We start from the raw sequence: 24,792 nt of genomic DNA on the forward strand, positions 1-24,792 counted from the left end.
AACAAATTTATAACACGCGGTCTCTTACCTTCGCCGCCGGGTTACCTTGGTAAACGCTGTAAAGTTCAAGGTTTTTTGTTGCTACGGATCCACTTGTTAGTACCGCGTGCGATGCAATTGTAACTCCTTGATTTATAATTGCTTTTGCACCTATCCAAACTCCATCTTCAAGGGCAATATTGCCGGTTATCAAATTAAAGGTATGCTTTTTATAATTATGACTGCCGGTTAGTAAAAGCGCCCCTTGCGATAAACATACGTTAGAGCCTATGGTAACCATTACCAGATTGTCAATCCAAACCTCTTCGCCAATCCAAACGTGGTGGCCTATGGTAAGCAGCCACGGATATTTTATATTTACGCAAGGCTTTATTTCAACTCCTTTGCCAACTTGCGCTCCAAAAAGCCGAAGTATAACATTCTTAATCCCGTAGAAAGGGAAGAGACTGCTTTTAAATACTATCGCATTAACATAGTACCAAACAAGTCGTTTTAGCATATTACCCCCCGGATGATAGGGCGAATTGTTATAAGCAGAAAGTTCTATTTTTTGCATGCTTTTTTTATCGTCTCTGTACCCAAAAGTACGCAATTAACCTGAACCCTATAACCAGCGCCTGTTCAATTAGATTTAGCGGAGATTACCCTATTTACCAAGATCTGATTTACTGCCCACATAAGCTTTTGCTGCGTACGTTATCAGCAGAACGCCTCTTCTTAAATTATAATTGTTTACCTATATTAGCCCACCTTAGTAATTGCAGTCGAGGGCGTGTCAACATTATCTTTTTTATGAAAGTAGATGTAAGTAAAGCGACAGAAAACATGAAATATGTGTATATAATGCGAGGCGGTTTTTACAGTTACGCCAAAAATAAAAGAAAATGCCGCTATAACTTAGCCTCTTTTTTATAAGAATGCAGGATATAACTATATCATTAATTACCGTTGCTTACAATGCAGAGAAAACCATTGAGCGTTGTATCCGGTCGGTAGTTAGTCAGGATCATTCGCGGCTTCAATACATCATTATTGACGGGAATTCTTCCGACGGGACACTGAAAATCATAAGTGGCTATAAAAGTAATGTAGAAATTTTAGTTTCTGAACCCGATAAAGGTATATACGACGCAATGAACAAGGGAATTGCCTTAGCGACTGGAGACGTTATTGGGATATTGAATGCTGATGATTATTTGGCCGATGATAAGGTTATGAGCGATGTGGCAGAAGTATTTGCTGATCCTCAGATCGATGCATTGTATGGTGATCTGGATTACGTTAGGCAGGATGGCACAGTTATTCGAAAATGGCGTTCTAAGGCGTATAGGCCGGGTTTGTTTAATTTCGGCTGGATGCCTCCTCATCCCACCTTCTATTGTCGTAAATCTGTTTTTGATCGGTTGGGTAATTATGACATTCGCTACGGCACTGCGGCAGATTATGAGTTAATGCTTAGGTTTATTCATTTCCATCATATAAAGGTGGCAATATTAAAAAAAACGATGGTTAAAATGAGTGTTGGCGGAGTAAGTAATAAAAACCCGGCAAACCGTATCAGAGCCTGGCATTTTGACTATAAGGCAATGCGCAATAACGGGGTTTTATTTCCGGCCTTCGCTATTTTGTGTAAACCGTTTCGTAAAATTCTTCAATATATCTTATAAATCACTTTGCTTTTTATGCCTCAGATGGTTGACTACGATACTGCGGACGTAGACTTTATTTTAACGATTTTACATAGGTTTGGGTTTGCCACAGCAATGGATGCGGGCCTAATTATGCCCCGGAGTTAGGATAGACCATTGCTACCACGCGACAGATAAAAAATTTAACCGAATACCCGCAAAAATGTTAAATTTGGAGTTGTTGTTTTTAACAAAGTTAGATGAGTTTCCAAAAAAATTATTTCAACATAATCATATTAGCCGGTTACTGCATACTTTTTTCTGCCTGCTCTCAAGTGCAATATCAACCTCTTTTTCAAGCGGCGAATAATTTTAAAGACAACGCTTATATACAAGTGGACAGCCTGGAAAATTACAAGATCAAAGCCCAGGATATTATTCAGGTAAGGAATTTACAGAGTGGTGAAATACTGCTCAATAATATCAATACAAGTTCAGTAGGGCTTAAGGGCACTGGATCGGGTACCGCGCCTGCGGACCTTCAAACTTTCCAGGTAGGTGATGACGGTATGGTGCTGCTGCCAGCCATAGGTAAAATAAAAGTTGCCGGCTATACGCGGCAGCAAGCGGAAAAACTGGTTGATCAGGCTTATCGAAAAAATGTATTTACAGACCCAATTATTGAGCTTAAGATAACCAGCCTTCAGGTTATAATTTTTGGTGAAGCGAAAGCCCAGGGGAGTTTCCGCCTGACTAAGGAACATATGAGTCTGACAGAAATGATAGGCGCTGCCGGCGGACTCACGGAAAGAGCTGATGCAACAAATATACAGATAATAAGAGGGACGCAGAAAAACCCGAAGGTAACCATTGTTGACATGACTGATATACAAGCCATCAATGATCCTAAAGCGATATTACAGAATGGAGATATCGTTTATATCTCCCTTAATAAACGTGCGGCAAAAAGTGCAAATTTCCAAAACTTTTCATCGTCTAACCTTCAACCCTTCCTATTGATTATTAACGCAGCTTTAATTCTTTATACGCTGATTCGCCGCTAATGGAAGAAATAAAAAAACCGCAGCCTAAACTGCCTAATCAGGAAATTGACTACATCAAAATCTTAAAGGTTGTTTGGAGTAGATGGTACCTCGTTGCCGGTTCTGTAGCGGTTTGTTATGGGATAGCATTGCTTTATTTGTGGTATATGCCCAAGACCTACGCCACGGGCTCAACCCTCAAGTTTGAAGAGAAGAAATCTGAGATAGCCGACTTGATAAATGTTCCAGGCACAACAGATCGTAACAGCGTGTCAAAAATACAGAGCGAAACCATCGTGTTGCAAAGTATGGCGCTGATCACCAATGCCGTAAAGCAATTAGATTTCCGGATAAGCTTTTATGTGGTTGGGCGGGTACTGGGGCGTACTAATGAGCTCTATCCCCAAAAGCCCTTACAGATTGACCTGATAAAATTTGACAGCCTGAATTTTTACCATGACCTGATTACTTTTAAAGCTATCAATAACGTTTATTTCAGCGTTACTTACCAGGAAGCCGGTAAGGAGAACGTTAGCCGGCAACGTTATGACGAACCATTCACCATCGGGCCTACATCATTCAGTATTAAGCATTCAAAAGACCTTCCACTTAATTCGGTTATTCTTTTCAAGCTTAACGCGCCCGAAGACTTCTACGGCAGGGTGAGGGGGGGCTTGCGTGCAGCAGAGACCGCAAAAAATTCGAATATCATATCTCTGACCGAATCGGATGCCAATCCGATATTTGCAGCTGACATTCTAAATGCCATCATGAAGCAATATCTACTTTACGATGTGGGCCAAAGAACCCAGTCAGCATCGCAAATGATCCGTTTTATTGATAGTCAGCTTGAGTTTCTGGCGGCGGAACTAAAGAGGCCGGATACCTCAAGAATGCGGAAGCCTGACCGCGACAAAATTTTAAACGTGACTTCTAATTCAGAGCGAATGATGGAAAAGGCAAACGTTTTAGAATCTCAGACATCATTACTTAAAATTGACATGGTCGCGCTTGATCAGCTCAAAAGCGAGGTTGCCCGCGTTACCGATGCCCCGCTGCCCAATTTTAATTTAGGTACAGTTGAACAGAACCAGGCCAACACCGCAATAACCAATCTTAATAATCTGATTGCTGAAAGAAAGGTGGCCACAAAAACATATACCGTAAATTCCGCTTTTATCAGAGATATAGATCAGCGCATCCTTCAAATAAAAAATGATCTGATCAATAGCATTAATGCTACCCATAGTTTAATTGAAAACAAGATCAGATTTTTGCAAAACCAGCTTACGCCGGTAAATAGCCAAATAGCCCAATTGCCCTCTGCGCAACGCGAATTAGTCGGTCTGCAACGCGATTTCGAGATCAATAACAAAGTATATTCTTTACTTTCAGAGAAAAAGCTTGGTGCACAGATCACAACCGCGGGTATTTTGCCTGGTGCAACAATCATTGATTTTGCCCAGCCGAACATGAACCCCATTGCGCCCGATGAAGGTAGCGTGAAACGAATGGCAGAGGTGATGGGTTTGGCGATAGGTGTGGGGCTGATCATACTAACCCGGGTTTTAAATCCATATATCTTTGACAAGGAAACAATTGAAAGCCTTACCTCCGTGCCAATAATTGGTGTGATAAAAAAATATCCTGAAGCTATAGACGAATACAGTTCGCAGGTACTGGCGCTGAGTCATCCCAAATCTGTTTTTGCGGAATCAGTGCGTTCTGTCCGCACCAATTTGAGCTTTCTGGCCTCGGAGAAAACGTCTAAAGTTATCTGCATCACCTCGGAGATCGCAGGCGAAGGGAAATCTTTCGTTGCTATTAATCTTTCCAGTACCCTCGGATTGATAGATAAAAGGGTAATTTTGATTGCCGGTGACCTACGCAGATCAAAAATGCATAAAACATTCGGCGCCGATAATTCTGTGGGTTTAAGTAGTTATCTGGCCAGGCAATGCGAGATGGAGGAGATCATCCTTCCTACTTCACAGCAAAATCTGGATGTGATAGTCTCAGGCCCCGTGCCGCCTAATCCTTCAGAATTATTGCACTCCGCCAGAATGGTTGAACTTATTGAAAAACTGAAGACTATTTACGAAATTGTCATGATAGATACAGCGCCGATCGGGTTGGTTTCCGACGCCATTCCTTTGATCCGGGCTTGCGATGTTAATCTCTTTGTCATCCGTGCCGGTAAATCAAAATATTATGCAGCAACGGTTCCTCAGCGTATTGCCCACGAATATCAGCTGGATAATACCCTGATCATTTTGAATGCTTATAAACAAAACCTTTTACATTCCAGGTATTATACCACTAAGTTTTCAGGTGACCCTGATAGCAAATATTACTATTATTCAGATTATAACGGATACGAAAGCTCTGGTTATTATGTAGAGAACGAAAGCAAAAAATGGTGGGATAAACTGTGGTTCAAGTAAAGCATGGCTGAATTGAATGAGATTGAATTGAAATGGTATCCTGTTTGTACAAAAGCCAGGGCGGAAAAAAAAGTAGCTGAAGCATTAATAAATAAAGGGATAGAAGTTTACTTACCACTTCAGCGTCAGTTAAAGCAATGGAGCGACCGTAAAAAATGGGTAGAGGAGCCACTTATCCGCTCGTATTTGTTTGTTCAGATCGGGGAACAAGACAAGCATAATATATTAAATACAAAAGGTGTAGCACGGTTTATTTATTTTTCGGGTGAAATTGCATCCATGCCCCAACGCCAGATCGAGTCGTTAAAATTATTAATGGCCAGCCCGTGCGAGTTGGAGATCACTACCGGAGCTTTGTTGCCCGGGGAAAAAATAGTGGTTAAGGCTGGCCCTTTAAAAGGATTGCATGGCGAGGTAGTGGGCCAGCGATTACAAAAAAAGATCATTGTAAGGCTGGAGAGTATAGGATGTTCCATCATTATCCATATGGCGGCATCCTATATCGGAAGGTTATAGATAATAGCGTGTTACAGGATTTAAATCTTTGTAAATCAGTAAGTTGCATTTAATTTATGTGACTTACCAGGCTTTGCTTTGCCAATACTTTAGGAAATGTGCAGGATTGCGGGTATAATTGACAAAAGGCTGACCTATAGTGAGTTAAAGAAGCGCGTGGCTTTGATGTGCCGGGCACTTGAACCTGGAGGACCGGATGATGAGGGCATTTATTACAATGACGCGCAACGATTGGTTTTTGGGCATCGTCGCCTGGCAATTATAGAACTGAACGCCAGCGGCCACCAGCCCATGTCTGACGTGCAGCAGCAAACATGGTTAACGTTTAACGGTGAGATCTACAACTACCGCGAACTTCGCGCAGAAGTGGCCAAGCTGGGTTACCGCTTTGTAACACAGACCGATACAGAGGTTATTCTTGCCGTGTATCTACAATGGGGTACAGCCGGTTTTTCAAGGCTCAGGGGTATGTTTGCCTTTGCTTTATTCGATTCGATAAAGGGCCATACCTATCTGGTTCGTGATACAGCAGCCATAAAACCACTCTACTATTGCGTTAAAGGCAGCCAGTTGAGCTTCGCATCAGAAACCAGAGCCTTTGTTGCTGCAGGTATAGCCGTAGATACAGACCCCAACTGGACGGCAAGGTTTCTGGCTTTTGGCCATTTGCCTGAACCCTACACACAACTAAAACATGTATTCAGTCTCCCTAAAGGTCATTATTTATGTTGGGATCATAGCAAAGACAACTATACCATAGCTGCTTACCCCAAACGGCGCTTATTACCAGAGATAAAAGACCCGGCAGAGGCCAGGGAACTGGTGAAAAGCGCAATGGATCTAAGTATACAAAGACAGTTGATTGCCGACGCCCCGTTGGGTGTGTTCCTTAGTGGCGGTGTCGATTCAAGTCTTATTACTTTATTGGCGAGCCGGCAAAAGAAGCATTCGCTTAAATCGGTTTCCATTTGCTTCGATGAAAAAGCGTATGACGAACGGGCTTTTCAGCAGCTTATACTGCAGAAGACCGGTATAGACAATTGCCTGCACATGGTTACACAGCAGGATTTTGAAGCTTTTTTTCCGCAGGTTATGTCTGCCATGGATGTACCGACCACCGATGGTATAAATAGCTGGTTTATTAGTAAGTATGCTCATGAAAACGGCCTTAAAGCGGTGTTATCAGGCATAGGGGCCGACGAATATTTTGGCGGTTATCCATCTTTCGGCCGGATAAAATATTTACAACGAATGAGGCAACTGCCTTTACAGATATTATCTGGTTTTAATAGCCTCCTGCCCGATTCTTACAAAAAATTAAGTTTTTTAAATCACGATTCCGCAGCCGCTGATTTCCTTTCGCTACGCGGTTTTTTTTCTTCGGAAGAGATAGCCCGAATACTGGATGCAGGCACCGGGGAAATAAAGAACATTTTATTTGATGCTGTACCTGCAAGGGCGAAGGATATGAATACTTCTGTGTACGCCTCGTGGTTAGAAGTAAACTATTACATGCAAAACCAATTACTGCGGGATACCGACGTAATGAGCATGAGCCATGGGTTAGAGGTGCGCGTACCTTTTCTGGATGAAGATTTTACGGACCTGGTTGAGAGTCTGTCGCCCGAGATCCGATTTGACGCCCGGCAGCCAAAAAGCCTGCTGGTTGAAAGTTATGGCGACTTATTGCCCGAGCAGGTTTGGAACAGACGCAAAATGGGTTTTTCCTTCCCGCTTCAGCAATGGATGAGTAACTATCCTACAATTAGCGAGGACAGTTTTTATAAAGGCGCGATCGCTAAAAACACGATAAGAAAATTTAAGGCAAATCGTGTCCACTGGTCAAAGGCTTTTGCGCTCTATCAAATAAGAGATCATGTCTAAAAAAGTGCTTCTCTTCACATTAGAAACTTTTAGCGCTACGGGTGGCATTCAAAAAATGTGCAGGGCGTTGGCTTATTCTTTGTCGCAAATATTGGGGAAAGGTGCCTGTAATTTCGAGCTTTGGTCGGTTTACGATAAGCAGACGGATATTTTCTCGCACTATCTTGACCCTTCCTGCTTCAGAGGATTTGGCGCTAATCGCAGGTTTTTTTCAATGCGGTCAATCAGCATGGCTACAAAGGCCGATGTATTTATTTTTAGTCATATTAACCTTGCTGTTATTGGCCTAATAATAAAAACAATCAATCCATCTTGCAAAGTATGGCTTATTGCGCATGGCATTGAAGTATGGCGACCGCTTTCGCCAATAAAGCGATATTTTTTACAGCGTTGCGATAAAATTATATGCGTTAGTAATTTCACCAGAGAACAAATGATTTTGCGGCATCAAACGCCGCCAGACCTATGCGTGGTGTTAAACAATATGGTTGACCCATTAATAAAATTGCCGGCCGAAATATTAAAACCCGCTTATTTGCTTGATAGGTATCATTTAAACCAGCGTCAACCTGTTATTTTTACCTTGACCCGTTTGGCTTCTACCGAGCAATACAAAGGTTATGAACGTGTTATTGAGGCGGTGAGTGCTATTAAAAACAGATACCCCGATATTAAATACATACTGTCTGGAAAATATGATGCGCCGGAGCAAGCAAGGATACAAAAGCTGATTAAGCATTATGACCTGGCCGACCATATCATTTTAACCGGCTTTATTCCGGATGAAGAGCTCGCTGATCATTTTTTGCTTGCCGATCTGTTTGTATTACCTAGCAAAAAGGAAGGTTTTGGTATTGTGTTTATAGAAGCAATGGCCTGCGGTCTGCCTGTAATATGCGGTGATGCCGACGGCAGCATTGATGCTATACGCGGCGGGGAATTGGGCAGGGCTGTTAATGCTGATGATGCAACCGAGCTGCAGTCAGCAATTATTGAACAATTGGAACAGCCGCTTACAGCCATAGAGCGCCAACAACTGCAACAAAAATGCCTTTCGTATTTCAGCGAAAGCCAATACCGGCAACGCCTTAAAACAATGTTAACAGAATGAATATGCAACCGGATGAAGAATGGGACATAGAGCTGACTCCAGAAAACCATTGGTTTGATCTGAAGATAAAAGAGATATGGCACTACCGCGATCTTTTGTTATTGCTGGTGCGGCGTGATTTTGTATCTTTTTATAAGCAAACTGTACTTGGCCCGCTGTGGTTTTTTATCCAACCGCTTTTTACGACAGTTATTTACACTTTTGTATTTGGCGGGCTTGCCGACATTTCTACCGATGGCCTGCCGCAACCTTTATTTTATCTGGCGGGTATTACCGCCTGGAATTATTTTGCCGATTGCCTGTTAAAAACCTCATCTGTTTTTACGGCCAATGCGGGGCTGTTCGGAAAGGTTTATTTTCCGAGACTGATCGTTCCTTTAAGTATCGTTGTCTCTAATCTGATACGCTTCGGTGTGCAGATGCTGCTCTTTATCTCGATGATGGCTTATTTCGCTTTAAAAGGCAACGCATTTCACCCCAATGCATATTTGCTATTGTTCCCGGCACTATTAGTATTAATGGCCATGTTGGGGCTTGGTTTGGGTATGATCATATCGGCAATGACAACCAAATACAGAGACCTGTCTTTCCTCATCGGCTTTGGTGTGCAACTAATAATGTACCTTACTACGGTAATTTATCCACTGTCTACAGTGAAGGTAAAATATCCTAAATACCAATGGCTGGTAGAATACAATCCAATGACCGCGATCATTGAATCATTCAGGTATGGTTTTTTGGGGAGAGGTACCTTTACGATGACTTCGCTATTGGTTACTGCCGTCTCAACCATGGTGATCTTGTTAATAGGCATCATCATATTTAACAGGGTGGAACGCAATTTTATTGATACCGTATAACCATGTCTACAGCAATAAAAATAGACCATCTTTCAAAAGCCTATCAATTAGGTAATATTGGCACGGGGACGCTGTCACGTGATCTGGAACGGTCATGGGCTAAACTACGCGGAAAAGAAGACCCATTTTTAAAGATAGGAGAGGTTAACAACCGGGCAGAGAAGGGCACCAGTGATGTGGTTTGGAGTTTGAATGATATAAGTTTCAATGTTGAACAGGGGGATGCGATCGGGATAATCGGGCGTAACGGAGCGGGAAAAAGCACTTTGTTAAAGATACTCAGCCGGGTAACGGCACCTACCACCGGATCGGTTAAGATAAAGGGCCGAATTGCGAGCTTGCTGGAGGTTGGCACCGGTTTTCACCCGGACCTGAGCGGCCGGGAAAATATTTATCTGAATGGCGCGATACTTGGCATGCGCAAAGCGGAGATAAAACGCCAATTTGATGAGATACTGGACTTTGCAGGTGTAGAGCGATATATAGATACACCTGTTAAACGTTACTCGTCGGGCATGTATGTGCGCCTGGCTTTTGCGGTGGCTGCTCATTTGGAATCAGAAATTATGATTATCGACGAGGTGTTAGCCGTGGGCGACGCGGAATTTCAAAAAAAATGCCTGGGCAAAATGAAGGATGTAAGCAAAGGCGAGGGCCGGACAGTTATATTCGTTAGCCATAATATGGGTGCTATAAACCAACTGTGTAACCGGGGGGTTCTATTAGAGAACGGCATGCTGACCATGAACTCCCCCGTGAATAAGGCGGTAGATCATTATCTTAAAACCGATATTGTATCTGCGCCTTATACAGACCTTCAAACAACAAACATCAAGCGGCTGGGCAACGGCAAGGTACGGTTTACAGAAGTATCGCTTACCAATCAAAATCAAACGGAACGGAACCGTATATTTTCTATCGGCAACGAATTGTATATCTCATTTACCCTGCAGTTCAATAATCCAAACCAGTCATTGATTCGTACATCCATAGAATTAAAAACGGTAGACGGCATCAAAATTGCCAATATGATCGATCAGGATTCAGGATTCGGTGTGTCTGCAACGGGCGACCGGTATAGTTCCTACCGTGTTAAACTGGACGATATCAGATTTTATCCGGGAACCTATTATTTAAGCCTTTACGCGGGTGATACATCGAGTACAGAAATATATGATTATTTGGAGGATTGTATTTCGTTTGAGGTGATAGATGGTGGGAAGTTAACAGGACGCAGCCTGCCCAAATCAGCCGGACTACTGTTTTTAACACCGGTTTGGGCAAAGACCAGTGATAGCAAATGAAGCGATTGGTAAAAATATTTAAGTTAAAAACCAGGACTGTATCAAAACAAAATGAATCAGCACAAAATGATATTAACTTAAATAATGATATCCGGTCTACCTATGTGGCGCAAGAGGCATTAGTGGGGCACCACATTACGGTAATGAATGGTTCATGGATTTGTCAAAACAGTAGTGTTGATAGCTATAGTTATATTGGCATAAATACGTTCATCTCTAAAACAAAAATAGGCAGATATACTTCCATAGCAAATAACGTCAATATTGGCCATGGCGAACACCGGCTGGATCTTATATCAACAAGTTCGTTCATCACTAATATGGGTTATGAAGAGCTTACCCAACTTGATTGTTGCATTGAACACGATGTTTGGATCGGTTCTGGTGTTACGATCAGAAGAGGAGTTACGTTGGGTATAGGATGCGTTGTAGGCGCGAACGCGTTTGTAAACCGTGACGTTCCGCCATATGCTGTTGTAGGCGGAGTGCCAGCCAAAGTTTTAAAATATCGTTTTTCCGAAGAGAAGATAAAAAAGATTCTCGCTTCACAATGGTGGACCTACGATAAAGAAGAAGCGCTATTAATAGTAAAGAAACTTGAGGAAGAAGATCAAAGGTCTGCTACAGATTCATAACAGCGGTACTATTATTAGCTATGTTAAAAGCTAAGGTGATAATTAAATTACAAGGCGGGTTGGGCAACCAGATGTTTCAGTACGCTGCAGCAAGAGGGCTGGTAAATGGGGTAGCGGAGGTTGGTTTGGATACTGGTTTTTTGCTTGCGCACAGTTCTGATACAGCGCATTTCACTGCGCGGGAGTTTGAGTTGGGCATCTTCAGGAACCTCAGCGTATATTCTGCTACTGCCCATAAACTGTCTTTGTTTAAAAGTCAGGCCATCTATTATAAACTACTGCGTGCCTTTCAGAGACGGAAACCGATTTATATAAAACAACCGGACGCGAACTACATGGCCCTGCCAGATTTTCAGCAGTATCAGATCTACCTGGAAGGATATTTCCAATCTGCCAAATATTTTGAACATATCAGGCAGCAGCTCCTTAATGATTTCGAATTTCCTGCACTGGATGATGACAATAAAGCTTTACAAGCTGGCATTAACACCACCATCAACGCGGTAAGCATACATATCCGCCGGGGAGATTATGTCCGTTCAAGTGCTATCAGAGATGTTCACGGCCTGATCCCTTTATCTTATTACAAGCAGGCGATAGCTTATCTGAAAGCAAAATATGATCAACTTACATTTTACGTTTTTTCTGATGATATAAGCTGGGCCAAAGAGAATCTGAATTTACCAAACGCTTATTTTATAAGTCATAACACGGGCAAAGAAAGCTGGAAAGATATGGCGCTTATGACTAAATGTACACACCACATAATTGCCAATAGCAGCTTTAGCTGGTGGGGGGCCTGGCTGGCGCAAAGGCCTGGAACTACCATTGCTCCGGCGCAATGGTTTAATCCGCGCCAGGTAATATTCAATATAGACGACTACATTCCCAAAAACTGGATTGTGATAGCCAATGCCAGCTGAACCGCTCATTTCTATTATAATGCCGGCATACAACGCCGGCAAATATATTGCCGAAAGTATTAAAAGTGTACTGGCACAAACTTATGCCAATTGGGAGCTATTGATTGTTGACGATGGCTCTACCGACAATACGGCATCGGTAATACATACCTTTACAACAAATGATACCCGTATCCAATATCTGCACCAACACAGGGGTCGCCAGGGTAAAGCAAGAAATTTGGCCATTCGTAAAAGTTCCGGAGAACTAATAGCATTTTTAGATGCTGATGATAGCTGGCTGCCGTGTAAACTACAATTACAATGGCAGGTATTGAGTGCCCGCCCTGATATTGATCTCGTTTTTTCCCCGGGATATATAGTTAGCGATCAAGTGGAACGCGAATTCTTTTATGTTACTGTAAAAGAATGGAGCAGGGAGCAGGACAGCGAAACTTTTATTGACCTTAACCAGATACCCATACTTTCGGCACTGGTGAGGAAGGAAGCGTTACTACAGGTCGATCTTTTTAGCGAAGAACCTGTTATACAGAACAACGAAGATTATCATTTATGGCTCAAATTGCTCTTTAAAGGATCCCGATTTTTAAGTATTCCTGATTTTTTATTTAACTACCGGGTTCATGGTGACCAAAGCAGCAAGCAAATTGTAGCTAATGCGTATGGGCTATTACATTGTTATATGGATCTTGTGCAAAGCAAGGTTATTCCTGCCGAGAGCACGGCGCTAAAGAACAGACTTAAATGGCTCATTTTTCAACCTATTGATACGGACTACTATCTTAAACATATAAAGGTTGTTTTTGGCGATAGCAGCGCACGACTGGCAGTTCTTAGCATATTAAGCAAGTTTTTAGGCAGCAATCAGCTGTTAAAAAAGATTGTATTTCGTTTATTATAATGCTAATGCCCCTTATAAGTGTATTGATGCCGGTTTACAATGTGGAAGCGTTTGTAGGGCAGGCCATTGAAAGCATATTAAAGCAAACATTTACGCAGTTTGAGTTGCTTATTATTGACGATTGCTCCACAGATAGAACCGTTGACATGGTGGAGAAATTTAAAGATGAACGAATAGTTCTTATAAAAAAGCCACAAAATACGGGCCTGGTGGCCAGCTTGAATATTGGCCTTGAAAGGGCGTGCGGAGAATTTATAGCTCGGATGGACGGTGATGACATAAGCAACGAATTGCGGCTTGAAAAACAGCTTGCATATATGCAACAGCATAGCGATGTGGACATATGTGGTTCCGCTTATCGCTCTATAGGTTCTGATAGAGAAGTTTACTTTCCCGCAACGCATGACGAGATCAAATTTTACATGCTCGACTTTTGTCCAATGGGACATCCAAGTGTATTCATGCGCAAATCATTTATTACCGGGCATCAACTGCGGTACGATGCTTCGTTTACCGGCGCCGAGGATTATGAATTGTGGACTCGGTGTGTTTGGTTAGGCAAAATGGCGAACCTGACCGACATTTTGCTCTGGTACCGGGAACATCCACATCAGGTATCTAAAACAATTAAGCCCCTACAGGTTGCAAACTCTGACATTTGCCGAGTGAATATGTTACGCCGCCTTTGGGAAAATGCATCTTTAACAGATCTATATACCCGCGAATTTTTGTTTCGGGACGCTACGTTAAATAACATAGAGGAATTGAATACCATTGTGAAATGGATGGACAATATTGTAGAAACAAACAAAGAAGGTAATTACTATGCGCCTCAATTATTTGATGGCTATGTCCGCACAAAAAAGAAAGGTGTAATTCGTCGTTTTTTTCTAACGGTGCCAGCCTATACTCCTAAATTGTTTTTAAAGCAAATCAAAGCTCAAAATAATTATCGACAGTATTTTACAAGTGTTGAATATGTAAAACTGGCCCTAAAATGCATGTTTTTCTGGCGCCTGAAATTCGCTACTACGTAATGGCTCAAGGAAAGAAAAAACATTTAATAATTACCAAACTATATGATTTTGGGGGCACCAATAATCACCTTAAGCAATTAATTGCCTATTTGGGAAAGGATAATGTTATCCTTGTTCTTGCCACCGCTAATGAACTTAACTATTTAAAGGAAATTACGGATGAGGCGGATGTAAAAGTGATTTTACAACCCAATTTACACCCTTACGCCCATTTACGGTATCGTTTTACCACTAACGTAAAGGAGTTTTTTAAAATTATCTCCACTATTGCGGTAATCAAATTATTGAGCCTGAAGTATAATTGCGTTACCGTAAATATATGCTCGGCCGAGTCAGAAAAGTATCTCTATTTGTTGTGGTTACCATTTGTAAAGGTGTTTTATTTTCTACATTCCACTCCTCAACCAAAATATACAGGTTTTACATCCTTTACCTGCAATAAAACGCTCGGACAGAAGAAAGCAATTGTAACCGTATCAAATGCCAACCGCCTTGTAATTTTAAAAAACTGGGAGATAACAGATCCCAAAAAGCAGTTTGTTAAGGTAGTGTATAATTGTTTGCCGGCCGATTACGAAAAGGATATAAAACCCCACGTTAAATCTGAAAGCCAACAAGTTGTTTTAACTCTGGGGCACGTTATTGACTATAAAAATCCAACCACATGGTTAACTGTCGCCAAAATGGTTACAGCAAATAACGCCGATGTTGTTTTTAAATGGGTAGGTAACGGACCGCTTTACAGCGATTTCGAAAAATCGGTTAGAGATTTTGATCGCATACGTTTTGAGGGTTACAGAAACAACCCTAAAGACTATTTGGCAAGCGCAGTAATTTATTATCAGCCCAGTATTTACGAAACACATGGCATTGCTGTAGTAGAAGCTATGGCCCACGGTTTACCCTGCATTGTTTCAAATGCCGGGGGGCTGCCGGAATCTGTGGTAAACGGTTACAACGGGATTCTTGCAGATGCAAATGATGCAGAAAAGCAGGCTGGTGCCATGCTACAATTACTTAATGACGGCGATGAACGTACCCAGTTTGGACATGCGGGATACCAGCGGTATAAAGAGATTTTCACTTATGCATCATTTAAGAAAAATATGGATGTCTTATATAGTACCTAAGTAGGGTTGATGGAAAAAGGAGTGTCTGTTGTTGTATGCTGCTTTAACGGTGCTGACCGCTTACCGCAAACCATTAAACATTTAGCTTTGCAGCGCGTACCTCCATGGGTAAAATGGGAGATTGTTATTATTGATAATGCATCGACGGATAATACAGCACAATTGGCAATATCTGAATGGGCGTGTCATCGTATGCAAGATGTGCCATTCCGGGTGATTGCCGAACCAGCTGCCGGTTTAAGGTATGCAAGGGAAAAAGGCTTGCTCAGTGCTGCATATGAATATCTAATTTTTTGTGATGATGATAATTGGCTGTCAGACCAATATGTAGCCACGGTTTACGAAATAATGAGTGCTGACGATAAGATAGGTGTATTAGGCGGCTGCGGCATATTCAAACCTCAGGAGCCTGTATGGGCGGACGCCGAAAAATACAAATCTTGTTATGTTAACGGGTCGCAGACTTGGGCAAGCACACAGCATTGGGTGTATGGCGCTGCCGCAACTTACAGAAAAAGTGCATTAACGCAATTTTATAAAGACGGATGGCAGCCTATCGCAGTGGGCCGAGCTGGCAACACCATGGGCGCGGCTGAAGATGTAGAGATATGCTTTATGTTTTTTTTAAATGGATATAAAATTGAGGCTGACGACCGTCTGCAATTTGATCATTTTGTTCCCACGGCTCGTCAGAATATTAATTATTTACTTAAACTGGAATATGGCATTGGTTATTCGTATGTTTTATTAAGTAATTATCTGGCAATAATTGAGCAGGATGAACGGACGATAAAACAAAAACTGCGTGATTGGCTTATTTTTGCTTTAAAGAAACGCGCCAGATTGTTTTATCAAATTACAAAGCAAAAAATATTGAAAGGCGAACCTGCGTTGCTAAAGCAACGCCTGGATCTTCAATCGTGCAGGGGAACTATCGCCTCGCTTGTTCAAAATAAAAAAAGAATTATTGAGCATGCTGCTATGCTTAAACGCATTTTAGGGGTGCACGCCGGCTAATATTGTATATGTTGTCAACGCCGATACTGCTGCTCTTATTCAATCGCCCGGAAGCAACCGCGCAGGTTTTTGATCAGATACGTAGCCATAAGCCCAAGAAATTATTTATTGCCGCAGACGGCCCAAGACAGGACAACGCTGAAGATGCTGTCAATTGCCGGTTGGCGCGTGAGGCTGTTGAGACAATAGATTGGGACTGTGAAGTAGCAACACTTTACCATGATGTCAATCTCGGTTGCGGACGTGCTCCTGCCACAGCTATCACATGGTTTTTTAACCATGTGGATGCGGGTATCATCCTGGAAGATGATTGTTTGCCTAATGATAGTTTTTTTGGCTATTGCGAAATGCTGCTGGATAAATACACAAACGAGCCCCAGGTAATGATGATTTGCGGAACGAGCTATCAGCCTAAGGCGTTAACCTCGGATTCTTATTATTTTTCGCGATATCCTCACGCCTGGGGTTGGGCCACCTGGAAACGGGCGTGGGCAAATTATAGTTTTGAACTTATTAAAGACGGCGAAGTCGAGCGACTCGCAGCTTTAGGAAAAGTTTTTACGACCCGTCGCGAAGTAAGGCTTTGGAGAAATAATCTTAGAATGATTGATAACGGCCTTGACGCATGGGATTATCAATGGATGTATTGGATGTGGAAAAATAACGGCGTTTGCATCGTTCCCTGGAAAAATATGGTCGCCAATATCGGTTTTGGACAAAACGCTACCCATACTACCGATCAATATTCGGTTCAATCAAAAATGCAGCGCTATGATCTGACAGAGATACGCCACCCGACTGCAATTGCGGTAAACAAGCAGGCGGATAAGTATGAACGTTACCACATATTATTGGATCCAACCCTGAGGTTTTATACAAACCGTATAAAGCATATTGTAAAACGGGTGATTGAAAAACTCAGCGGGAAGAAATGAAAGATACGGTAGCAGTTGTTATCCCGGTTTACAAAGCGCAGCCTACCCATACAGAACTTGTATCACTAAAACAATGTTTAAGTGTTCTGAAAAATCATCCTATTATTTTTTTTGGTCCTGAGAGCATGGACACCACGGCCTACTCCGCTTTATGCGATGACAAGGTGCCATTCGTATTTAAAAGATTTGAGAATAGCTATTTCGAAAATATAGCAGGCTATAACAGACTGATGTTATCTGTTTATTTTTACAATTCATTTAAGAATTACCGATATATATTGATTCATCAGCTTGACGCTTATGTGTTTAAAGATGAACTGGTTTATTGGTGCGATAAGGGTTTTGACTTTATCGGCGCGCCGCATCCGCCCCATCAAAACGCGGCAGGCGAAATGCAGTTCTTGAAAGGATATACCAGGTTTATTGGTGCCGTAAACCGCCTTTTTGGTACAGAACGCCGTATAAGCAATGTAGGGAATGGCGGATTTTCATTACGCAATACCGCAAAATGTATCTGGCTGCTAAAATTGCTGCATTCAAAAACGCTGCGATGGGGCACTAATAACGAAGATGGATTCTTTAAATACTGGGGAAATTTGCTTCATCCACTATTTCGGCTTCCGCCGGATGATATTGCGTTGCGCTTTGCCGTAGAGCATTCAGTGGCCGAATCACTAAAAAAATTGAACGGCCAACTTCCTTTTGGTTGCCACGCCTTTGAAAAATACGAGCCGGAATTTTGGCAGGTTTATATCGAGTTCTAAAATTTTACAAATTACACGTCGTTTGAATATTAAGTTACCTGATCTTCAAGGTTATAAAGCCGAATTCGAACAAAGGGGCGTTAAATTACCTTTGCCAACAGTGGCATCCTACCCTGGAGGCATATTGCGCAAACTTCCTACACCTGAAATACAACACACCGGGTGGCCATGGACAACAGAAGTAGATCCATCGCTTTACCATACCCGCGCTGATTGGCCTAAACTTAGCATCGTTACACCATCGTTTAACCAGGCGCAATTTATTGAGCAAACCATTCGGGCTGTATTGCTGCAAAATTACCCTAATCTGGAGTTCATCGTTATAGACGGTGGAAGCACAGACAATACGTCTCAGATACTAAAAAAATATGAGCCATGGATAAGTTATTGGCACAGCGAAAAAGATCGGGGTCAAAGCCACGCAATTAACCAGGGTTTTAGCCTGGCAGCAGGCAGCTATAATGCATGGATAAACAGTGACGATTATTATACTGAAGAGGCTTTCTATAAAGCAATCAATACCTCTATCAATTCGAAATGTGATTTTGTTTATGGTTACTCGCTTGACTACCTTGTGGAGGAGCAAAAATTCAGGCCATTGAATAAAATAGTGCCCATTAATGACCACCTCATCCGCTTCCCATCCCTGGCGCAACCCTCGTGTTTTTGGAGCGCTGCTATACACCAGCCAATATGGGAAGAGCTGCATTGTTCTCTTGATTATGAACTTTGGTTGCGCATGGTAAAAGGTCAAAAAAAGAAATTAATTAAAGCGCTGCTGTCTATAACTAATGTACATGCCGATGCCAAGACATCTGATCCAAAAATGGAGGCGAAGTGGCAAGCAGATCATTTGCTGATATGCAGCACGGATGCACATGGCCCTGTTCTAAATTGGAACAGGTTGGCAATTATCAACCGCATTCGTAACAAGATCTATAGATGGTTAAACTAACAAAACAATTTAATTACATATTTTGCTAAAGGCCATAAAATCTGCCGTAAAACGGGCAATGTTCAAGCTGGAGTACTTACTGTTTGTTAAAATAGTAAAAGGCAGAAATGCCTGGCGCTTGTTTGATAAAGCCGGTATAGAAGGATTTGGTGTAAATATCATCCGTTTATACTTCCCCATTTACTATGATAACAAAAAAGGGCGCGATTCTTTTTCCGCACCTGTTAAAACCCAGTTTACCGGTTTACTAAGCGCCACCGAAGATAAATATCCACTCAGCGCAACTATCGCAATTAATGTTGCGCAAATTTTGGGTTTACCCATACAGGAGCAAGATCACACTTTGCCCTATCTTGACAATTATTACTTCGGCGTATTTGATGCTGCAGTTTTAGGGGCGGTAATGCAAACATTTAAGCCCGCAAAAATAGTGGAGATCGGTTCCGGCATATCAACCCGGTACATGAAGCTTTATAAAGATAGGCTGACTTTAGATACCAAGATCATCTGCATTGATCCATATCCGCGTGCCGAAATTGATAATGTGGCAGATATGATCATCCGCCAACCTTTTGAAAACATAATAAATGATTCTTCATTAGCTCTGCAAAGCGGGGATATTTTATTTTTAGATGGCTCGCATTACGTTTTTCAGGGCAACGATACGCTATTGTTTTTCTTTAACTTTTTGCCGTCGGTGCCTAAAGATGTTATAATTCACATACATGATATTTATTTACCATTTGACTACCCCGAAAATGTTTCGCGTCAATTATGGAGCGAGCAGTATATTTTGGCGGCGCTGATGCTGGGCGGTTTTAACGGTTTTGAAGTGGTGTATCCTGCTTATTATATGTCGCAAAATGATGCTGAGATTGTCAATACACTTAAGCTTGCCAATGCCGAATTGAAAGACAAAAACTTCAACTTAAATATTGATCATACAGCCGGTTTCAGCTTTTGGATGAAACGCACGTAAGAAAAAGAATGAGTTACGCCATCCTTGTGCCTTGTTACAATGCAGAGCAATTTATTGAAGGCTTCCTGAATAATTTGACACGACAAATTTTGCCATTTGATGAGGTTGTTTTTTATGACGATGCCAGTACAGACGGCACTTACAATCACTTAACAGCTAAGGGTTATAGCGTTTTAAAAGGCGATAAAAACCGGGGACCCGGGTATGCGCGAAATCAACTGGCTGCAAACTGCAAAAGCCAGTGGATACATTTCCATGATATAGATGATGAACTTGAGCCTGAATATTTAGTTAAAACTTCGGCCATAGTTGAAAGTAATGCATCTGTAGATGTAGTACTTTGCAACGTAGATTGGCACGACGCGGCGTCCCGGCAAGTTTTACTTAGCTGGTCATATTCTAACAGCCAGATCAATGAAAACACGGTTGCTTATACAATCGCCCATCCAATTGGCGGAATCAACGGCTTATACAGAAAAAGTAAATTTACTGAGGCCGGCGGTTTTAATACCGAGATAAGGATATGGGAAGATGCTGACCTACATGTTAAGTTGGCCGAAAACAAATCTAAATTTCATGTAATAGAAGAAGTGCTTTGCCGGGCGCTGCGTTATAATAATTCTGCAAGTGCAAATCAGCATCATGGCTGGCTTACCCGCCTTGATCTGTTAACCGCCTACGCTAAAAATTTTAAGGGCAGGGCAGAGCAAAAAGAAATAGGCCGGCAGGCAAATTTGGCGGCAAGCAATTTTATACTTCTTGGCGACGCATCTGCAGCGACAAAGGCGCTTAGATTGAGCGAATCCTGCGGCGTTACGGTACCAGACAACAAATCAACACTTTGGCGTATTTTAAAAACCGTACTGCCGGCGGGCATAAGAATACCGTTAAGAGTTTTTCAATTACGCACAGCATTTCGCAAATAGCTTGAATAGTTTAACCTCACCTGTCTACAATAAAAACCTTGAAGGGTTAAGAGGAATATGCGCGCTTGTTGTATTTATTGCGCACTTTTTTGGGTTTAGTTTTTTTGGCATCGAAAAAAATACGGTAGTAGACATCATCATACATACCCAATTTGCTCAGGTGGCTGTCTTGATATTTTTTATAATCTCAGGCTATGTAATGGGTATTAATCATATCTACACACCATTTAATGTACAAAACGTAAAAACCTATTTAATGAAGCGCATAGTAAGGCTATATCCCATCTACGTTGTAGCTTTATTGATATGCGTGGTTTTTGGTTATCGGTCTCTATATGCAACACAGGTTATCGGTCATGTATTCTTTTTGCAGGAGGTTTTGGTAGAAACACTATCAAGCAACACGCCGCTATGGTCGCTTAGTTTTGAGTTTATTTATTACCTGTTATTCATTATTGTTTGGGCGTTTAATGGCCGCTCCAAAAACCTTTATATTTATATATGCTTAATAATTTTGATTTGCGCGTTATTTATTGGTCATAATAACAATGCTATCCGGTCATTATTTATTGGTTGGGTATTTTGGTTGGCTGGCCTGTACCTGGCGCGCTTACAGAAAAAGAGCGTAAATAGTAAATCTATGCCGTTTATCAGTTATATACTCATCATACTGGCAACTTACCGCCTTCAATCGGGTGGGTTTTATCTTAGGCTGATGCATTTAGATTTTGCCGGCATTGAACATATTATGCCCGCTGATCTTGTATTTATACCCGTATGCTTGCTACTGATGCTAAATATTACTGGTCGAGATTTTAAATATGAACTTTGGCTAAAAATTGCAGCTATTGTAATACCAGCGCTAAATATTGCTTGCCTGGTTTATTTTAAGCACGACATCCGCCAAAACAACGACTGGATGTATGGTACAGTTTTCTTCTGTTTAAGCATGCTATTAATGTGGCTTAAAACTAATTACCGTTATTTTGAAACGCTGGCGCCAGTAGGAAAAATATCCTTTGCTGTTTATGTACTTCACTTTCCCATATGCTATTTTCTTAATATCGGGTTATCACAGATATATTCGGGGCCAACATTGTTGATAACCGGATTTATAATGGCCATCGGTGCTACATTTGGTTTATCTTATGTAGCTGAAATAATTGTTCAACCCCGCATACGTAATTTATTTTTTAATAAAAGGCAGGTAACGGCATGAAAGTCAACTTTCTAAAAAAAATAATGACCGTATGTTTTTCTGATACTCCCTGGCGTATCAGGCCATTTCATCAACTTTACCGCCAGGTGCCGGGAGCAGCCGTAGATCGTCCGGAATCACTTTCTGCTATAATGGTTCAACAAGAGGGAGAGATTTGCTATTACAACCAACCACGATTTTTAAATGACAAGTTCTGGGTAGAAAGGCATTTAAACGGCTTGCCGCGTTTTAAGGCACGAGGATTTTTCAAAGCTCCCGACAGGGTAGTTTATAGCATATCGGGCGCGAGCATATTGGGGCAAATGGGCTTGGTTTACGATCCTGACAAAAGATGTTTCATTGCTGAATCTACTGCTGACTGGACGCTTGACCTTAAAGATCTTCCCTATACAAATGCTTATCGGCTATCTGGCCACGAACATTTACCCGGCATTACCCTGTCTTTTCTCACGCTTGGTGCCGACGGCGGCTTCTATCATTTTCTTTTAGAATCATTGGTGAAAGCCGGAATGTTTGCGGGGATGATGAAGCATGCAGATCATTTTCTTTTTAACGGGCCGCAAACTGCATGGAAACAAAAGTGGATAGACCGGGCTAACATTGACAGTTCAAAGATTATTTGGGTGACAAATGCGAGCCACTATTTATGCGATCAGTTATTGTTTACCAATAAGTTGATCGGCGATCAACAAGCCAACCAGTGGTGCGTTGATGCCTTAAGAAGTTTAATGCGCAGTGAGAAAAATATAGCTGTCAAGGCGCAACAAAAAGCGATTTGGATCAGCAGGAAAGATGCCAACAGCCGGACCATAACATGGGAACAAGAGGTATTGGCATTGTACGCTAATATCCAACCTTTGGACCTCTCAGAAATGAATACCGAGGAAACCATATTAGCTTTTCAAGATGCAACGCACGTAATTTCACCCCACGGCGCGGGGCTGAGTAACTTATACTTATGTTCGGAGGGGACAAGTATTCTTGAACTCTTCCCGGAGGGAGATTCGTTCAAACCCTGTTACCAGCGGTTGGCTGAAGTATGCAGGCTCCAATATCAGGCCTTTTATCTTGATTTTAAGGATAAAACAAATACTGACTTGGGAATAAAAACGCTTTCAGCCACACTTAATAAATTTTTATGTTAAGATTTATTTCCTTTATATATGCCTGCTTCTTTCGTATGTGCGGAATAGTAATTGAAGGCAAAGTTAAAATTTGGCCTTCGACTTATATTTCCAGGGGATATGCCAACGGAAAAAAAGGCGAGGTAATTATAGGGCCTGATTGTGAGTTATCACAAGGGGTTGTTTTAAAGGCTTACGGTGGCCAAATCAATATTGGCCGTAACACGTTCTTAGGCGAATATTGCATAATTTATGGTCATGGTGGTGTGGAAGTGGGAAGTAATACCCTCATTGCCATGCACACTGTTATTGTGAGTGCCAATCATACAGTTCCGACGCAAGGGATATTGATCAGATCCCAGCCGGATATACCGGCCCCGGTTAAAATTGGGAACGACGTTTGGATTGGGGCGGGGGTAAAGATATTGGCAGGAGTAAGCATAGGCAACGGCTGCGTTATTGGTGCAGGTTCTGTAGTTGCTAAAAGCCTTCCCGCGTATTCGGTTGCATTAGGCACGCCATGTGCGGTGATAAAACAGCGTGATGAATAAGTTAATTTCTGTTATTATTCCATCATTTAATCCGGATGCGGGGCGTTTAAGCGAAACCTTGAATGGTCTTCGAGAGCAGTCGCTGGAGCTTTCGCAGTGGGAACTTATTCTGATAGATAATAACTCCACCTTACCGATAGAAGCGGATCTGAGTTGGCATCCACATGCAAGCATAGTAACCGAAAACCGACAGGGCCTTACCTACGCCAGACTAAAGGGCTTTGAAGTTGCTGAAGGGGATATAATTGTGATGGTGGATGATGATAATGTATTAGATAAGGACTATCTGAAAAACATGGCGGCGTTGTTTGCGGCTCACCCCCGTCTTGGTACCGCGGGCGGCAAGTTAGCGCCACGCTTTGCAAGTCCGCCACCGCAATGGCTGAGGCCGTTTTATGGTAACCTTGCCCTTCGCGATCTGGGTGAGACGGTATTAATCGCAGAATGGAACAATACCTATCCCTCAAATGCTCCGGTTGGAGCAGGAATGGGCATCAGACGCATCGCATTGACTCAATACAGATCAGACGCAACAAATTCGCATGCTGCTATTGCCGACAGAACGGCAGGGCAACTCAACTCTGGCGGCGATAATGATATTGTACTGGCAACACTCCGGGCCGGATGGCAAACAGGCTATTTTCCGCAATTAAGCTTAACGCATATTATCCCGTTGGAACGCACTCAGTTTGCGTATATCTGCCGGTTAGTAAATGACACCGGCAAATCGTGGATACAGGTGCTCAATAAACATCACATTAATCCCTGGGAAAAAATTCCGTCATGGACCGTTCCACTTAGAAAAGCCAAGGCGTGGGTTAGTTTGCGCGCATGGGCAGGTAAAGAAAATTATATTAAATGGAAAGGTGCCTGCGGGCAATTTGATGGGTTGGCATCGATCTGAAC

24 protein-coding genes are annotated in these 24,792 nt (G+C 42.1%); 23 read left to right on the plus strand and 1 reads right to left on the minus strand.

Annotated elements, in window-relative coordinates:
- Positions 1–7: 7 nt before the first annotated feature.
- Positions 8–556, minus strand: a complete 549-nt coding sequence (locus ACVW2L_RS03425) for a WcaF family extracellular polysaccharide biosynthesis acetyltransferase (RefSeq protein WP_457126554.1) — start codon at positions 554–556, stop codon at positions 8–10.
- A gap of 361 nt (positions 557–917) precedes the next feature.
- Here ACVW2L_RS03425 and ACVW2L_RS03430 point away from each other — a divergent pair, with 361 nt between their 5' ends.
- From ACVW2L_RS03430 to ACVW2L_RS03540, 23 genes are all read left to right on the plus strand, one after another.
- The gene (locus ACVW2L_RS03430) at positions 918–1,667 is read left to right on the plus strand and encodes a glycosyltransferase family 2 protein (protein WP_457126555.1); all 750 of its coding nucleotides are present in this window, start codon (positions 918–920) and stop codon (positions 1,665–1,667) included.
- Between the two features lie 221 nt (positions 1,668–1,888).
- Positions 1,889–2,692, plus strand: a complete 804-nt coding sequence (locus ACVW2L_RS03435) for a polysaccharide biosynthesis/export family protein (RefSeq protein ID WP_457126556.1) — start codon at positions 1,889–1,891, stop codon at positions 2,690–2,692.
- On the plus strand, positions 2,692–5,115 hold the full coding sequence (locus ACVW2L_RS03440) for a polysaccharide biosynthesis tyrosine autokinase (RefSeq protein ID WP_457126557.1): 2,424 nt from the start codon (positions 2,692–2,694) through the stop codon (positions 5,113–5,115). Before ACVW2L_RS03435 ends, ACVW2L_RS03440 begins: the two co-directional genes overlap by 1 nt.
- Positions 5,116–5,118: 3 nt before the next feature.
- Positions 5,119–5,631 (plus strand): UpxY family transcription antiterminator, encoded by a 513-nt coding sequence (locus ACVW2L_RS03445; RefSeq protein WP_457126558.1) that lies wholly within the window; start codon positions 5,119–5,121, stop codon positions 5,629–5,631.
- 96 nt (positions 5,632–5,727) lie between these two features.
- Positions 5,728–7,515, plus strand: a complete 1,788-nt coding sequence (gene asnB / locus ACVW2L_RS03450) for an asparagine synthase (glutamine-hydrolyzing) (protein ID WP_457126559.1) — start codon at positions 5,728–5,730, stop codon at positions 7,513–7,515.
- Positions 7,508–8,626, plus strand: coding sequence for a glycosyltransferase family 4 protein (locus ACVW2L_RS03455; protein ID WP_457126560.1), 1,119 nt, complete (start codon positions 7,508–7,510; stop codon positions 8,624–8,626). The genes asnB and ACVW2L_RS03455 overlap by 8 nt, the downstream gene beginning before the upstream one ends.
- The gene (locus ACVW2L_RS03460) at positions 8,623–9,486 is read left to right on the plus strand and encodes an ABC transporter permease (protein WP_457126561.1); all 864 of its coding nucleotides are present in this window, start codon (positions 8,623–8,625) and stop codon (positions 9,484–9,486) included. The genes ACVW2L_RS03455 and ACVW2L_RS03460 overlap by 4 nt, the downstream gene beginning before the upstream one ends.
- Positions 9,487–9,488: 2 nt before the next feature.
- Complete coding sequence (locus ACVW2L_RS03465; protein WP_457126562.1) at positions 9,489–10,790, plus strand: ABC transporter ATP-binding protein; 1,302 nt, start codon at positions 9,489–9,491, stop codon at positions 10,788–10,790.
- A complete protein-coding gene (locus tag ACVW2L_RS03470; RefSeq protein WP_457126563.1) occupies positions 10,787–11,425 on the plus strand; it encodes a CatB-related O-acetyltransferase in 639 nt (212 codons plus the stop codon). The genes ACVW2L_RS03465 and ACVW2L_RS03470 overlap by 4 nt, the downstream gene beginning before the upstream one ends.
- A 20-nt stretch (positions 11,426–11,445) precedes the next feature.
- Entirely contained in the window at positions 11,446–12,348 is a 903-nt protein-coding gene (locus ACVW2L_RS03475) for an alpha-1,2-fucosyltransferase (RefSeq protein ID WP_457126564.1), read from the plus strand.
- Complete coding sequence (locus ACVW2L_RS03480) at positions 12,338–13,249, plus strand: glycosyltransferase family 2 protein (RefSeq protein ID WP_457126565.1); 912 nt, start codon at positions 12,338–12,340, stop codon at positions 13,247–13,249. Before ACVW2L_RS03475 ends, ACVW2L_RS03480 begins: the two co-directional genes overlap by 11 nt.
- Positions 13,250–13,254: 5 nt before the next feature.
- Positions 13,255–14,286, plus strand: coding sequence for a glycosyltransferase family 2 protein (locus tag ACVW2L_RS03485; protein ID WP_457126566.1), 1,032 nt, complete (start codon positions 13,255–13,257; stop codon positions 14,284–14,286).
- Positions 14,247–15,416, plus strand: coding sequence for a glycosyltransferase family 4 protein (locus ACVW2L_RS03490; RefSeq protein ID WP_457126567.1), 1,170 nt, complete (start codon positions 14,247–14,249; stop codon positions 15,414–15,416). Before ACVW2L_RS03485 ends, ACVW2L_RS03490 begins: the two co-directional genes overlap by 40 nt.
- 9 nt (positions 15,417–15,425) lie before the next feature.
- Positions 15,426–16,433, plus strand: coding sequence for a glycosyltransferase (locus tag ACVW2L_RS03495; RefSeq protein WP_457126568.1), 1,008 nt, complete (start codon positions 15,426–15,428; stop codon positions 16,431–16,433).
- An 8-nt stretch (positions 16,434–16,441) separates the two neighbouring features.
- Complete coding sequence (locus ACVW2L_RS03500) at positions 16,442–17,368, plus strand: nucleotide-diphospho-sugar transferase (protein ID WP_457126569.1); 927 nt, start codon at positions 16,442–16,444, stop codon at positions 17,366–17,368.
- Entirely contained in the window at positions 17,365–18,132 is a 768-nt protein-coding gene (locus ACVW2L_RS03505; protein ID WP_457126570.1) for a DUF5672 family protein, read from the plus strand. Before ACVW2L_RS03500 ends, ACVW2L_RS03505 begins: the two co-directional genes overlap by 4 nt.
- 100 nt (positions 18,133–18,232) lie before the next feature.
- Positions 18,233–19,087: a glycosyltransferase family 2 protein gene (locus ACVW2L_RS03510; protein WP_457126571.1), complete on the plus strand. Its 855-nt coding sequence runs from the start codon at positions 18,233–18,235 to the stop codon at positions 19,085–19,087.
- Between the two features lie 22 nt (positions 19,088–19,109).
- Entirely contained in the window at positions 19,110–20,066 is a 957-nt protein-coding gene (locus ACVW2L_RS03515; protein WP_457126572.1) for a class I SAM-dependent methyltransferase, read from the plus strand.
- 8 nt (positions 20,067–20,074) lie between these two features.
- Entirely contained in the window at positions 20,075–20,992 is a 918-nt protein-coding gene (locus ACVW2L_RS03520; RefSeq protein WP_457126573.1) for a glycosyltransferase family 2 protein, read from the plus strand.
- 1 nt (position 20,993) lies between these two features.
- Positions 20,994–22,211 (plus strand): acyltransferase family protein, encoded by a 1,218-nt coding sequence (locus ACVW2L_RS03525; protein WP_457126574.1) that lies wholly within the window; start codon positions 20,994–20,996, stop codon positions 22,209–22,211.
- On the plus strand, positions 22,208–23,356 hold the full coding sequence (locus tag ACVW2L_RS03530; protein ID WP_457126575.1) for a glycosyltransferase family 61 protein: 1,149 nt from the start codon (positions 22,208–22,210) through the stop codon (positions 23,354–23,356). Before ACVW2L_RS03525 ends, ACVW2L_RS03530 begins: the two co-directional genes overlap by 4 nt.
- Positions 23,350–23,886 (plus strand): acyltransferase, encoded by a 537-nt coding sequence (locus ACVW2L_RS03535; RefSeq protein WP_457126576.1) that lies wholly within the window; start codon positions 23,350–23,352, stop codon positions 23,884–23,886. Before ACVW2L_RS03530 ends, ACVW2L_RS03535 begins: the two co-directional genes overlap by 7 nt.
- On the plus strand, positions 23,879–24,790 hold the full coding sequence (locus ACVW2L_RS03540; protein ID WP_457126577.1) for a glycosyltransferase: 912 nt from the start codon (positions 23,879–23,881) through the stop codon (positions 24,788–24,790). The genes ACVW2L_RS03535 and ACVW2L_RS03540 overlap by 8 nt, the downstream gene beginning before the upstream one ends.
- The last annotated feature ends 2 nt before the right edge of the window (positions 24,791–24,792 follow it).

The sequence above is a fragment of the Mucilaginibacter sp. HD30 genome (assembly GCF_054061755.1).